Raw genomic sequence first — 12,655 nt, 5'->3', positions numbered from 1 at the left:
TACGCACACCCCCGCCCCACTCCCGTGCTAGTCTCCACAACCCGCCGGCGCCCCCCGGCCCGCCCCCACACCCCCCCGCCCCCGGCGGTCGTCGTCCGGTGATATAACCTTTTGGCGTGAGTGAAACGCCTTCTGGCGGGGGGAGTCCGCGGCGCGACGCCGCTGCGGAGGTGTCCATTCCGCTGGAGCCGATCGTGAGTGAATCCGCCGAATCCGACCGCGGTGCGCGCGCAGGCAGAAAGCGCGCCCAGATCTCGTCGAAACTACAGGCCGCCAACCGCCGGGCCGACGTCATCGGTGCCGTGCGCAAGGCGCGTCAACAGCTGCCCGGTGACCCTGCGTTCGGCGATCCGCTCTCGGTGACGGGGCCCGGTGGTGCGCGCGCGGTGGCGAGGGCGGCGGACAAGATCGCCGGTGGCGCCCCGACCGCGGCCAGGGAAATCGGTTTCGGTGCCCTTCAGGTGTGGCAGGCCGGGCTGGAGCGGATCGGCCGTGGACGTGGCACCGAGGAGGTGACCGTCGTGTTCACCGACCTGGTCGGATTCTCGACTTGGTCGCTGTCGGTGGGCGACGAGCGCACCCTGGAACTGCTGCGCAAGGTCGCCAAGGCCATCGAGCCGCCGATCGTCGAGCGTGGCGGTCAGGTGGTCAAGCGAATGGGCGACGGGCTGATGGCGGTGTTCTCCTCGCCCGATCGTGCGGTGCGCGCCGCGCTGGCGGCTCGCCGCAATCTCGCCGAGGTCGAGATCGGCGGCTACACCCCGCGCATGCGGGTCGGCCTGCACACCGGTTCGCCCCGCGAGATCGGTGGCGACTGGCTCGGCGTCGACGTCAATATCGCCGCCAGGATGATGGAGGCCGGCGGCAACGGCAACACGATGCTGTCCAGCACCACCCTGGCCGCGCTGCGCCCGGAAACCCTCGACGAGCTGGGCGTGACCGCCAAGCCGTACAAGCGCAACTTCTGGGCCGCACCGCTCACCGGCGTCCCGGAAGACGTCAGGATCTTCAAGCTACACACGGCGAGCTGAGCGCTTTTCCAGCCGATCCTGTTCCTTCCAGTACGCGCGGAAGGCCTGCTGGGTCGGTGTCGGCCTGGTGGTCAGCGCCTGCCAGTTCGTCGAGCGCACGAAGTCGATTCCCAGCAGCACCGGCAGGATGAACGCGTGGAAGAAGATCAGGTAGTCGCCACCTTCGAACACGAACGCCAGGTACCCCGCGTAGCCGAGGAACGCGATGCCGAACACCGCGTTGAGCCCGCGCGAGAGCTCGCTGCGGCCGTTGTCGATATTGGCCATGATGATCATCGCGAGGCCGCTGACTGCGAGCAGGCCGACATACCAAGTGAACATGTCGGCAAGCCAACAGCTTTCGTCTTGCCCTGATCTTGCGAAAGTCTTGCTACTCCAACCAGAGCACGGCGCCCAGGCCCGCGAGTACGGCGGCGACGATCAGGCCGATCGCCATCGCGCGATTGTTCTTCCAGGTCGTGTACGCGCCGCCGAGCAGGAATCCGGCGAGGGCGAAGAGAAGGACGGACAGCATGGACTCCATCTTGCCTGGTCGATTGCGCAAGATTAACAAGCACGCATGCTTGCTTTTTTTCTGAACCGCTGCGATCCTGGGTGCCATGAGTGCTCTCTCCGCTGACCCGGACCTGATCCGGATCGGGAATTGTTCCGGGTTCTACGGTGACCGGCTCAGCGCTATGCGCGAGATGCTGGAGGGCGGGCAGCTCGACGTGCTGACCGGCGACTATCTCGCCGAGCTCACCATGCTGATCCTCGGCCGCGACCGGATGAAGGACCCCAGTCTCGGCTACGCCAAGACGTTCGTGCGCCAGATCGAGGATTGTCTGGCCCTCGCGCTCGAGCGGAACGTGCAGATCGTCACCAACGCCGGCGGGCTCAATCCGGCCGGGCTGGCCGAGCGACTGCGCAAGGTCGCCGCCGACCTCGGGCTGGACGCCAAGATCGCGCATGTCGAGGGCGACGATCTGGTCGCGCGCGCCGCCGAGCTCGACCTGGGTCAGCCGCTCACGGCCAATGCCTACCTCGGCGCGTGGGGCATCGTCGAATGCCTGAACTCCGGCGCCGACATCGTCGTCACCGGCCGCGTCACCGACGCCTCGGTGATCGTCGGCCCGGCCGCGGCCCACTTCGGCTGGGGCCGAACCGATTACGACGCACTGGCCGGTGCCGTGGTGGCCGGGCACGTGATCGAATGCAGCACCCAAGCCACCGGCGGCAACTTCGCCTTCTTCACCGAACTCGGTGACCTCGGCCGCCCCGGCTTCCCGATCGCCGAGATCCGTCGCGACGGATCCTGCGTGATCACCAAGCACGACGGCACCGGCGGCGCGGTCACCGTCGACACCGTCGAAGCCCAGCTCATGTACGAGATCCAGAGCGCGCGCTACGCCGGACCCGACGTCACCACCCGCCTGGACAGCATCGCGCTGAGCCAGGAGGGCAAGGATCGCGTGCTGATCAGCGGCGTGACCGGTGAAGCCCCGCCGTCGCAGCTCAAGGTCTCGCTCAACACCCTCGGCGGCTTCCGCAACGAGATGTCGTTCATCCTCACCGGCCTCGATATCGAAGCCAAAGCCGAACTGGCGCGACGACAGCTGGAATCCTGGCTGCCGGACAAGCCCGCCGAGCTCACCTGGACATTGGCCCGCCTCGACCGCCCCGACGCCGAAACCGAGGAGCAGGCCAGCGCGATGCTGCGCTGTGTGGTGCGCGATGCGGACCCGAACAAGGTCGGCCGCGGGTTCTCCAGTGTCGCGGTGGAATTGGCGCTGGCCAGCTACCCAGGTGCCAGCTTCACCGCGCTGCCCGGAAACGGTTCGCCCTACGGTGTCTTCACCCCCGGCTTCGTCGACGCACACGAGGTGCCGCACGTCGCGGTGCTGGCCGACGGCACCCGAGTCGATATCGCCCCCGCCACGGAAACCCTTGTTCTCGAACCTGTTTCCGAACCCGAGCTGCCCGCTCCGCTACCGCCCTCCGAGACCGGTCGCGTGCCGCTCGGCACGATCGCCCTCGCCCGCAGCGGCGACAAGGGCGGTGACGCCAATATCGGCGTGTGGGTGCGCACCGACGACCAGTGGCGCTGGCTCGTACACACCCTCACCGTCGAAAAGCTGCAGGAGCTACTCCCCGAGACGGCCGAACTGACCGTCACCCGCCACGTGCTGCCCAACCTGCGCGCGGTCAACTTCATCATTTCCGGCCTGCTCGGCAAGGGCGTCGCCTACCAGGCGCGTTTCGACCCGCAGGCCAAGGGGCTCGGCGAATGGCTGCGCTCTCGCCACATCGATCTGCCGACGGAGCTGCTCGCATGACGTCTGTTTGGGAAACGCCGGAACGAAAAGAGCTGCGCGCCACCGTGCGTGGGTTCGTCGAGCGGGACATCCTGCCCGACCTCGATTCCTGGGAGCGCGCGGGCGAGCTGCCGCGCGAGCTGCACAAGAAGGCAGGCGAACTCGGCCTGCTCGGCATCGAGTACCCGGAATCGGCGGGCGGCGAGGGCGGCGACGCCATCGACTCGGTGATCGTCGGGGAGGAGTTCCATGTCGCCGGTGCGTCCGGTGGGCTGTGGGCCTCGCTGCTGACCTGCGGAATCGCCTTGCCGCACATGATCGCCTCGGGCAACCAGGCCCAGATCGATCAGTGGGCCAAGCCGACGCTGGCCGGTGACCTGATCGGCTCGCTGGCCATCACCGAGCCCGGCGGTGGTTCCGATGTCGGCCACCTCACCACCACCGCCGTGCGCGACGGCGAGGACTTCGTCATCAACGGCGCAAAGACCTTCATCACCTCGGGGTGCCGCGCCGACTTCGTCGTCACCGCGGTCCGCACGGGCGGCCCTGGTGCGGCGGGTGTTTCGCTGATCCTGGTGCCGAAGGGCACGCCCGGTTTCACCGTCAGCCGCAAGCTGGAGAAGATGGGCTGGCTGGCCTCCGATACCGCCGAGCTGTCGTATGTGGACGTGCGGGTGCCCGCGACGAATCTGGTCGGCGCCGAGAACAGTGGCTTCGCGCAGATCGCCGCCGCGTTCGTCAGCGAGCGGGTCGGCCTCGCGGTGCAGGCGTATTCGCTGGCTCAGCGCGCGCTCGATCTCACCGTGCAGTGGTGCCGCGATCGCGAGACCTTCGGCCGCCCGCTCATCAGCCGCCAGAAGGTGCAGATGACGCTGACCGATATGGCTCAGCGCGTGGATATTTCGCGCACCTACACGCGCGCGCTGGTCGAGCGCTACGCGGCCGGTGACCAGAACCTGATCGCTCAGGTCTGCTTCGCCAAGAACAATGCCGTCGAGACCGCCGAATGGGTGGCCAATCAGGCCGTGCAGCTGCACGGCGGAATGGGCTACATGCGTGAGGCCGAGGTCGAGCGCATCTACCGCGATGTGCGCATCATCGGTATCGGCGGCGGCACCAACGAGATCCTGACCATGCTGGCGTCGAAAGTATTGGGGTACCAGTCGTGACGACCTTCCGTTCCATCATCGATACCGGCTCGCCCGAGTACACCGCGGCTGCCGAGGCCATGTCGACCAAGCTCACCGAGGTCGAGGCGGAGTTCGCCAAGGCCATCGCCGGTGGCGGCCTCGAGAAGGTGGCCCGGCACCACAAGCGCGGCAAGCTGACCGCCCGTGAGCGCATCGAACTGCTCCTCGACGAGGACTCGCCGTTCCTCGAACTGTGCCCACTCGCCGCCTGGGGCAGTGACTTCCACGTCGGCGCGTCGACGATCGCCGGTATCGGCCTCGTCGAGGGTGTCGAGTGCATGATCGTGGCGCCCGACCCGACGGTGCGCGGCGGCACGTCGAACCCGTGGACGCTGCGCAAGACATTGCGCATCAACGACATCGTCCGGGAGAACCGTCTGCCGGTGATCTCCCTGGTCGAGTCCGGCGGTGCGGACCTGCCGACGCAGAAGGAAGTGTTCATCCCGGGTGGCGCGATGTTCCGCGACCTCACCCAGGCATCGGCGGCCGGAATCCCCACCATCTCCTTGGTTTTCGGCAACTCCACCGCGGGTGGCGCCTACATTCCCGGCATGTCCGACTACGTGGTGATGGTCAAGGAAGCCGCGAAGGTCTTCCTCGCCGGGCCGCCCCTGGTGAAGATGGCCACCGGTGAGGATTCCGACGACGAAACCCTCGGTGGCGCCGAAATGCATGCCCGCACTTCGGGTCTGGCCGACTACATGGCCGCCGACGAGCAGGACGCGATCCGCCTGGGCCGCAATATCGTTCGTCGCCTGAACTGGAAGAAGCAGGGCCCCGAGCCGCGCGCCGAGGTCATCTCGCCGATCTACGATCCCGAGGAACTGCTCGGCATCGTGCCATCGGACCTCAAGATCCCGTTCGATCCCCGCGAGGTCATCGCCCGCGTGGTCGACGGCTCCGACTTCGACGAGTTCAAGCCGCTCTACGGTTCGAGCCTGGTCACCGGCTGGGCCGAGATCAACGGCTACCCGATCGGCATCCTCGCCAACGCGCGCGGCGTGCTGTTCTCCGAGGAATCGCAGAAGGCCACCCAGTTCATCCAGCTGGCCAACAAGAAGAACACCCCACTGTTGTTCCTGCACAACACCACCGGCTACATGGTCGGCAAGGAGTACGAGCACGGCGGCATCATCAAGCACGGCGCGATGATGATCAACGCGGTCGCCAACTCCACGGTGCCGCACATCTCGCTGCTGGTCGGTGCCTCCTACGGCGCCGGGCACTACGGCATGTGCGGACGCGCGTTCAACCCGCGCTTCCTGTTCGCCTGGCCGAGTGCGAAATCCGCCGTCATGGGTGGGGCGCAGCTGGGCGGCGTGCTCACCATCGTGCAACGCGGCGCGGCCGAGTCCAAGGGCCTGCCGTTCGACGAGGAGGCCGCCGCCGGTCTCGCCGCGATGGTCGAGGCGCAGATCGAGGCCGAGGCCATGCCGATGTTCCTGTCGGGCAGGCTTTTCGACGACGGCATCATCGACCCCCGCGACACCCGCACCGTGCTGGGAATGGCTCTGTCGGCCATTCACACAGCCCCGATCAAGGGCGCCGAGGGCTTCGGCGTCTTCCGAATGTGAGTCGCGACATGACAATTACGAACGTTCTTGTTGCCAATCGTGGTGAGATCGCTCGCCGCGTGTTCGCCACCTGCCGTCGGATGGGTATCGGCACCACCGCGGTCTACTCCGACGCCGATGCGGCGTCACCGCATGTGTCCGAGGCCGACGCCGCCGTCCGGCTGCCCGGCAATACCCCCGCCGAGACCTACCTGCGCGGTGAGCTGATCATCGAGGCCGCGCTCTCGGCCGGTGCCGATGCGATCCACCCCGGCTACGGATTCCTCTCCGAGAACGCCGAATTCGCGCGGTCCGTGCTCGACGCGGGGCTGGTGTGGATCGGTCCGCCGGTCGCGGCCATCGAGCAGATGGGCTCCAAGGTCGAGTCCAAGAAGATGATGGACGCCGCCGGTGTCCCCGTCCTCGCCGAGCTCGACCCGGCCGAGGTCACCGACGCGCACCTGCCCGTGCTGATCAAGGCGTCCGCCGGTGGTGGCGGTCGTGGCATGCGCGTGGTGCGCGACCTCGCCGAGTTGCGCGACCAGATCGCCGCCGCCCAGCGCGAGGCCGAGTCGGCCTTCGGGGATCCGACGGTGTTCTGCGAGCGCTACCTCGAGACCGGCCGTCACATCGAAGTCCAGGTCATGTCGGACACTTTCGGCAAGACCTGGGCTGTTGGTGAGCGTGAGTGCTCGATTCAGCGTCGTCACCAGAAGGTCGTCGAGGAAGCGCCCTCACCGTTGGTCGAGAAGATCGACGGCATGCGTGATCGGCTATTCGAGGCGGCGCGGCTGGCCGCTGAGGCGATCGGTTACGAGGGTGCGGGCACCGTCGAGTTCCTGGCCGACGAGAAGGGTGACTTCTTCTTTCTGGAGATGAATACCCGTCTGCAGGTGGAACATCCGGTCACCGAGCAGACCACCGGCCTCGACCTGGTCCGCCTGCAGTTGCAGGTGGCTTCGGGCCTGCCGCTGCCCGCTGCCCAGCCCGCGCAGCGCGGTCACTCGATCGAGGTCCGGCTCTACGCCGAGGATCCCTCGCACGACTGGCAGCCGCAGAGCGGCCCGGTGCACAAGATCGAGATCCCGTTCACCGCCGGTGAATTCACCGTTCTCGACCAGCCCGGCGTGCGCCTCGACACCGGTGTGGTGGACAACTCGGTGGTCGGCGTGCACTACGACCCGATGCTGGCCAAGGTGATCTCCTACGCCGAAACCCGTGCGGAGGCGGCGCATCTGCTCGCCACCGCGCTTCAGCGTGCCAAGATCCACGGCCTGGTCACCAATCGCGATCTGCTCGTGCGCGTGCTGCGTCACCCGGCCTTCCTCGCCGGTGATACCGACACCGCCTTCTTCGCCACCCATGATCTGGCCGTGCTCTCGGCGCCGCTGGCGTCGGAGGCCGACGAGGCGCTCTCGGTCGTGGCTGCGGCACTTGCCGATTCGGCGGCCAACCGCGGCACCTCGCGCCTGGCCGGACTCACCCCGAGCGGCTGGCGCAACCTGGCTTCGCTGCCACAGACCAAGTCCTACGAGAGCCGCACCACCGGCACGCACGAGGTGCGTTACCGCTTCACCCGCACCGGTGTCGCGGTCGAGGGCCACGACGGCCTCGAGCTGATCTCGGTCGCTCCCGATCGCGTCGTTCTCGGTGTTCCTGGCGAACGTGGCCAGGTGCGTAGGCAATTCGAGATCGCCCGCTACGACGACCTCGTCGCGATCGACTCCCCGCTCGGCCCGGTGGCCGTGCGCAGGTTGCCGCGCTTCACCGACCCGTCCGAGCAGGTCGCGGCCGGTTCGCTGCTGGCGCCGATGCCGGGCAGCGTGATCCGCCTCGGTGCCGCCGAGGGCGACCACGTCAAGCAGGGGCAGCCCATTCTGTGGCTCGAGGCGATGAAGATGGAACACACCATCGCGGCGCCGGCCACCGGCATTCTCAGTGCACTCAACGTGACCGTCGGCCAGCAGGTCGAGGTCGGAACCGTCCTCGCCGTCGTCGAGGAAGAAGAGCAGGAGCCGTCCTGATCCGGTCAAGCCCGGAGGCGGTAGCGAAGCGTGACCACGGAGGGCTCCGGGTCAGGACAGAAGGGTTCAGCATGAGCTTCATCGAAACCGAAGAGCAGAAGGCGCTGCGGGCGGCGGTCGCCGCGCTGGCGTCGAAGTACAACTACCGCGACTACGTGCTGCCGCTCTCGCGCAAGAACGAGCCGCTCACCGAGCTGTGGGACGAGGCGGGCAAGCTCGGCTTCCTCGGCGTGAACCTGCCCGAGGAGTACGGCGGTGGTGGTGCAGGCATGTACGAGCTGGCGCTGGTGCAGGAGGAGTTGGCGGCGCAGGGCGCCGGGCTGCTGCTGATGGTCGTCTCCCCGGCTATCTGCGGCACCATCATCACCAAGTACGGCACCGACGCGCAGAAGCAGACCTGGCTGACCAAGCTGGCCGACGGCTCGTCGAAGATGGTCTTCGCGATCACCGAACCCGACGCGGGCTCCAACTCACACCAGATCACCACCACCGCCCGCCGCGACGGCGGCGACTGGATCCTCAACGGCCGCAAGATCTTCATCTCCGGTGTCGATCAGGCCGAGGCCATCCTGGTGGTCTCGCGCACCGAGGACCACAAGACCGGCAAGCTCAAGCCCGCACTGTTCATCGTGCCGGTGGACGCGCCCGGCCTGGTGAAGAACGTCCAGGAGATGGACGTCATCGAGCCGGACAACCAGTTCACGCTGTTCCTCGACGACGTGCGCCTGCCCGCCGACGCCCTCGTCGGCTCCGAGGACGCGGCCATCGCCCAGCTGTTCGCCGGACTGAATCCCGAGCGCATCATGGGTGCCGCGATGGCCGTCGGCCTCGGCCGCTACGCCATCGACCGGGCCGTGGAGTACGCCAAGGAGCGCACCGTCTGGAAGACCGCGATCGGTGCGCACCAAGGCATTTCGCATCCCCTGGCCCAGGTCAAGATCGAGCTGGAACTGGCCAAGCTGATGATGCAGAAGGCCGCGACGCTCTACGACACCGGCGATGAGTTCGGCGCCGCCGAGGCGGCCAACATGGCCAAGTACGCGGCCGCGGAAGCCAGCATCAAAGCGCTGGACCAGTCGATTCAGACCCACGGCGGTTCGGGCCTGACCCGTGAGGTGGGGCTGGCGGCCATGCTGCAGGCCGCGCGTATCTCGCGCATCGCGCCGGTCAGCCGCGAGATGATCCTGAACTTCGTCGCCCAGCATTCGCTCGGCCTGCCGCGCTCGTACTGAATCATTGGCGCGCGGGCGCGCTGGGTTCTCGGCCTGTTCCCTCGATCTTCCCTCCCGCCGGGCACTCCTTCGTCGCACCCTCTGGTCAGTCCAGATCGAGGCGGCCGAGAACCCGGGCGCTGCGCGCCGACAACACTTTCACCGTTAGGAGATGCGATGAGCGAAGTCGCCGAAACACCGTTCGTCCGCTACGAGGTCGTCGGCGGGTTCGCCACGTTGACCTTCGATTCGCCGCACAACCGGAATGCGCTTTCGTCCAAGCTCGTTCGTGAGCTGCTCGTCGGATTCGACGCCGCGGCAGCAGATCCCGCTGTGCGCGGCATCGTCCTGGCACACACCGGTGACACCTTCTGCGCGGGCGCTGACCTCAAAGAGGCGAGCAACGCCGATCCCGCCGTGGCCGCCGACGAGCGCACCCGCGTGATGATCGACGTGCTGCGCGGCATCCTCGCCTCACCCAAGCCGGTGATCGCGCAGATCGACGGCAATGTCCGCGCCGGTGGCATGGGCATCATCGGCGCCTGCGATCTCGTCGTCGCCGGACCGGGCAGCAGTTTCGCGCTCACCGAGGTGCGCATCGGGATGGCACCGTTCATGATCTCGCTCACCCTGGTGCCGCGGCTGGACCAGCGGGCCGCGAGCCGCTACTTCCTGACCGGGGAGAAGTTCGACGCCGCGACCGCGCGGGAGATCGGCCTGGTCACGGTGGCCGCGCAGGATGCCGCCGCCGAGGTGAAACGCCTGTCCGGGGAGCTGCGCAAGGGTTCACCGCAGGGTCTGGCCGAGTCCAAGAAACTGGTCAACGCGGCCCTGCTGGCGACCTTCGACGCCGAGGCCGAAGCGCTGGCCAAGCGGTCGGCGAGCTTCTTCGGCACCCCCGAAGTGATCGAGGGCATGACGGCCTTCTTCCAGAAGCGCCCGCCCAGCTGGGCACAATAGTCCGATGGCGACACCCCACGAACCCAAGCAGGACCGCAGCCGGGCCACCCGGCAGCGGCTGCTAGAGGCGACCATCGACTGCCTGGCCGAAACCGGCTGGGCGGCCGCCACCGTGTCGGTGGTCGCCGAACGGGCCGGGGTGTCGCGCGGCGCGGCCCAGCACCATTTCCCCACCCGTGAGGACCTGATCACCGCGGCACTCGAGTTCATGTTCGAGTTCCGGATGGACCAGGCCAAGGCCGAAGCCGAGACGGTGAACGCGGTCGCCCAGGGCGAAGGCCGTACGCGCGCAGTCGTTTCCGCGCTCGTCGAGTCCTACACGACCCCGTTCTTCAAGGCCGCCCTACAGGTCTGGACCCACGCCGCCGCCGATCCGGCCTTGCGCGAACGGATCCTTCCCCTCGAAGCCCGCTTCGGCCGGATCTCCCACCGCCGCGCGGTCGAAGCCCTCGGCGTCGACGATTCCGACCCGGTAGCCCACCACCTCGTCCAAGCCACTCTCGATCTGGCCCGCGGTCTGGGCCTCGCCGACGTCCTCACCGACGACTCCGCGCGCCGCAAACTGATCGTCGACCAGTGGGCCGCCACTCTCCACACGGCACTGAATATCGCCCACTGAACCCTTGTGACCAGCATCTTCCCGGGTATATAGTTCGGCCATGGGGGAATATATATCGAGGGAATGTGTGATGACCAAGCGACTGATCGAGATCGACGACGAGCTACTCGAGTCCGCGCAGGACGCGCTCGGGACCGCCGGCGTCTCCGATACAGTTCGCGCCGCGTTGAACTCGGCAGTGGTGGCGCATGCGCGCGCCAGCGAAGTCGAATGGTTGGTCAACGGCGGCATGGCCGAGATGGCCGACAAGGATCGGCGCGACGACGTATGGCGATAACGGCGCGCTATCTCATCGACACCAGCGCGGCGGCTCGGATGCGTCATCCGGACGTGGCGGCCGCACTCGGGCCGCTGCTCGAGGCCGGATTGATCGCCACGTGCGCACCGCTCGATTCCGAGGCGCTCTACAGCGCCCGAAGCCCTGCGGAATACGAACAGATTCGTTTCCGCCGCAGGGCAGCCTATGAGTATCTGCCCACCAATGACGAACACTGGCACAGTGCCTTCACGATCCAACGCGAACTCGCGCGGTCGGGCCGCCACCGGGCGGTCGGCATTCACGATCTGCTCGCCGCTGTGATCGCGGTCGAACACCGACTTGTCCTTTTCCACTACGACTCCGATTTCGAAACGGTCGCATCGGTAGTGGACCTCAACCATCGCTGGATCGCACCTCGGGGGAGTCTCGAGACATCTTGACCAGGTGATGTCACACTCCGGTCGGCTGCTTCGTCGACTCTGTGAACGCGAAAGAAGCAACGGAGGAGTGGATCATGGCGGAGCAGAAGAAGATCGCGGTGGCCGGGGCGACCGGGCGGTTGGGTCGGCATGTGGTGGATGTGCTGGTCGAGCGTGGGCATGAGGTCGTTGCCTTCTCGCGGGCCAACGGTGTCGACATCGAGACCGGTGTGGGGCTCGACGAGGCTTTGACCGGGGTCGACATCGTGATCGACGCGTCGAGTACGCCCTCGGCTGATCAGCAGGTGGCTACCGAGTTCTTCACCGCAGCCGCGCGGAACCTGCACGCGGCGGGGGAGCGGGCCGGGGTCGAGCGGCTCGTTGTGGTGTCCATCATCGGGATCGACGGTTCGCTCGCCGGGTACAACGCCGCCAAGCTCGCCCATGAGCAGGAGCTGCTCAAAGGCGTGCTGCCGGTGCAGATTCTGCGTGCCGCGCAGTTCCACGAGCTCGTCGAGGTCATGGTCGGGTGGGGCACCCAGGGCGCCGTCGCCTACATACCGGGTATGCGCACCCAGCTGGTCGCCGCCCGAACTGTCGCCGAGGCGCTGGTAGACCTTGCCGCGAATCCGATTCCCGCCGAAGATATTCCGTTCCCCGAGATCGCGGGCCCGCAGCCGGAGACGATGGCCGCCGCGGCCACCGCCCTGGTCGCGGCTCGCGGCGATGCCCTGCGGATCATCGAAACCTCCGACTCCGCCAACCCCGACCGCGAGCAATTCGAGAACGGCACTCTCCTTCCGTCCCCGCACGCCACCCTGGCCGGTCCGTCCTTCGCCGAGTGGGTCGCCGCCACGGTGCCCGCCGCCCGCTGACGCGGCTTATCTGGGTGGATCCTGCGAAGGCCACTGCGCCCGCTCTTCGACGCGGCCGACGTTGGGCCGAGCAGCGGCGGTGGTGACCGGATGGTGAGCGACATATGGGCGGCCACACGAAGGGGCCGGGGGCCCCGCGGGCGGGGGGTTACGCCTGGGCCCCGCGAGTCGGGGGGTAGGAGTACACTTAATGTTGGTTTTGTTGTTTATAATTAGTAAG

General features: G+C 67.4%; 13 protein-coding genes. 11 read left to right on the top strand and 2 right to left on the bottom strand.

What is annotated here, in order from left to right; translation table 11 throughout:
- Positions 1–194: 194 nt before the first annotated feature.
- Positions 195–1,031, top strand: a complete 837-nt coding sequence (locus tag ACFWPX_RS15885; protein WP_378927975.1) for an adenylate/guanylate cyclase domain-containing protein — start codon at positions 195–197, stop codon at positions 1,029–1,031.
- Here ACFWPX_RS15885 and ACFWPX_RS15880 read toward each other — a convergent pair.
- On the bottom strand, positions 1,014–1,352 hold the full coding sequence (locus ACFWPX_RS15880) for a hypothetical protein (protein ID WP_378922308.1): 339 nt from the start codon (positions 1,350–1,352) through the stop codon (positions 1,014–1,016). The two genes, ACFWPX_RS15885 and ACFWPX_RS15880, sit on opposite strands and share 18 nt — an antisense overlap.
- Positions 1,353–1,401: 49 nt before the next feature.
- A complete protein-coding gene (locus ACFWPX_RS15875; protein WP_378922306.1) occupies positions 1,402–1,545 on the bottom strand; it encodes a hypothetical protein in 144 nt (47 codons plus the stop codon).
- Between the two features lie 85 nt (positions 1,546–1,630).
- Here ACFWPX_RS15875 and ACFWPX_RS15870 point away from each other — a divergent pair, with 85 nt between their 5' ends.
- From ACFWPX_RS15870 to ACFWPX_RS15825, 10 genes are all read left to right on the top strand, one after another.
- Complete coding sequence (locus ACFWPX_RS15870) at positions 1,631–3,346, top strand: acyclic terpene utilization AtuA family protein (protein WP_378927974.1); 1,716 nt, start codon at positions 1,631–1,633, stop codon at positions 3,344–3,346.
- Complete coding sequence (locus tag ACFWPX_RS15865; RefSeq protein WP_378922302.1) at positions 3,343–4,494, top strand: acyl-CoA dehydrogenase family protein; 1,152 nt, start codon at positions 3,343–3,345, stop codon at positions 4,492–4,494. The genes ACFWPX_RS15870 and ACFWPX_RS15865 overlap by 4 nt, the downstream gene beginning before the upstream one ends.
- Positions 4,491–6,089 (top strand): acyl-CoA carboxylase subunit beta, encoded by a 1,599-nt coding sequence (locus ACFWPX_RS15860; protein ID WP_378927973.1) that lies wholly within the window; start codon positions 4,491–4,493, stop codon positions 6,087–6,089. The genes ACFWPX_RS15865 and ACFWPX_RS15860 overlap by 4 nt, the downstream gene beginning before the upstream one ends.
- Before the next feature lie 8 nt (positions 6,090–6,097).
- Entirely contained in the window at positions 6,098–8,092 is a 1,995-nt protein-coding gene (locus tag ACFWPX_RS15855) for an acetyl/propionyl/methylcrotonyl-CoA carboxylase subunit alpha (protein WP_378927972.1), read from the top strand.
- A gap of 71 nt (positions 8,093–8,163) precedes the next feature.
- Positions 8,164–9,324, top strand: coding sequence for an acyl-CoA dehydrogenase family protein (locus ACFWPX_RS15850; protein ID WP_378922297.1), 1,161 nt, complete (start codon positions 8,164–8,166; stop codon positions 9,322–9,324).
- 156 nt (positions 9,325–9,480) lie between these two features.
- A complete protein-coding gene (locus ACFWPX_RS15845) occupies positions 9,481–10,263 on the top strand; it encodes an enoyl-CoA hydratase family protein (protein WP_378927971.1) in 783 nt (260 codons plus the stop codon).
- A gap of 4 nt (positions 10,264–10,267) precedes the next feature.
- Entirely contained in the window at positions 10,268–10,882 is a 615-nt protein-coding gene (locus ACFWPX_RS15840; protein ID WP_378922293.1) for a TetR/AcrR family transcriptional regulator, read from the top strand.
- A gap of 70 nt (positions 10,883–10,952) precedes the next feature.
- Positions 10,953–11,159 (top strand): hypothetical protein, encoded by a 207-nt coding sequence (locus tag ACFWPX_RS15835; protein ID WP_056814932.1) that lies wholly within the window; start codon positions 10,953–10,955, stop codon positions 11,157–11,159.
- Positions 11,150–11,581 carry a PIN domain-containing protein gene (locus ACFWPX_RS15830; protein ID WP_378927970.1) on the top strand — a complete coding sequence of 144 codons (432 nt, stop codon included), beginning with the start codon at positions 11,150–11,152 and terminating at the stop codon, positions 11,579–11,581. Before ACFWPX_RS15835 ends, ACFWPX_RS15830 begins: the two co-directional genes overlap by 10 nt.
- A 74-nt stretch (positions 11,582–11,655) precedes the next feature.
- Positions 11,656–12,435, top strand: coding sequence for an SDR family oxidoreductase (locus tag ACFWPX_RS15825; RefSeq protein ID WP_378927969.1), 780 nt, complete (start codon positions 11,656–11,658; stop codon positions 12,433–12,435).
- The last annotated feature ends 220 nt before the right edge of the window (positions 12,436–12,655 follow it).

Source organism: Nocardia sp. NPDC058518 (genome assembly GCF_042719655.1).
Taxonomy (GTDB): Bacteria; Actinomycetota; Actinomycetes; order Mycobacteriales; family Mycobacteriaceae; genus Nocardia.
Note: the sequence above shows the minus strand (reverse complement) of the source record. Positions and strands in the feature narration are given on the sequence as shown.

Excerpts from the sequence above, each read along its gene's own strand:
- ACFWPX_RS15880 (WP_378922308.1), bottom strand. The coding sequence starts at position 1,352 with ATGTTCACTTGGTATGTCGGCCTGCTCGCAGTCAGCGGCCTCGCGATG.
- ACFWPX_RS15875 (WP_378922306.1), bottom strand. The coding sequence starts at position 1,545 with ATGCTGTCCGTCCTTCTCTTCGCCCTCGCCGGATTCCTGCTCGGCGGC.
- ACFWPX_RS15870 (WP_378927974.1), top strand. The coding sequence starts at position 1,631 with ATGAGTGCTCTCTCCGCTGACCCGGACCTGATCCGGATCGGGAATTGT.
- ACFWPX_RS15865 (WP_378922302.1), top strand. The coding sequence starts at position 3,343 with ATGACGTCTGTTTGGGAAACGCCGGAACGAAAAGAGCTGCGCGCCACC.
- ACFWPX_RS15855 (WP_378927972.1), top strand. The coding sequence starts at position 6,098 with ATGACAATTACGAACGTTCTTGTTGCCAATCGTGGTGAGATCGCTCGC.
- ACFWPX_RS15850 (WP_378922297.1), top strand. The coding sequence starts at position 8,164 with ATGAGCTTCATCGAAACCGAAGAGCAGAAGGCGCTGCGGGCGGCGGTC.
- ACFWPX_RS15845 (WP_378927971.1), top strand. The coding sequence starts at position 9,481 with ATGAGCGAAGTCGCCGAAACACCGTTCGTCCGCTACGAGGTCGTCGGC.
- ACFWPX_RS15840 (WP_378922293.1), top strand. The coding sequence starts at position 10,268 with ATGGCGACACCCCACGAACCCAAGCAGGACCGCAGCCGGGCCACCCGG.
- ACFWPX_RS15835 (WP_056814932.1), top strand. The coding sequence starts at position 10,953 with ATGACCAAGCGACTGATCGAGATCGACGACGAGCTACTCGAGTCCGCG.
- ACFWPX_RS15830 (WP_378927970.1), top strand. The coding sequence starts at position 11,150 with ATGGCGATAACGGCGCGCTATCTCATCGACACCAGCGCGGCGGCTCGG.
- ACFWPX_RS15825 (WP_378927969.1), top strand. The coding sequence starts at position 11,656 with ATGGCGGAGCAGAAGAAGATCGCGGTGGCCGGGGCGACCGGGCGGTTG.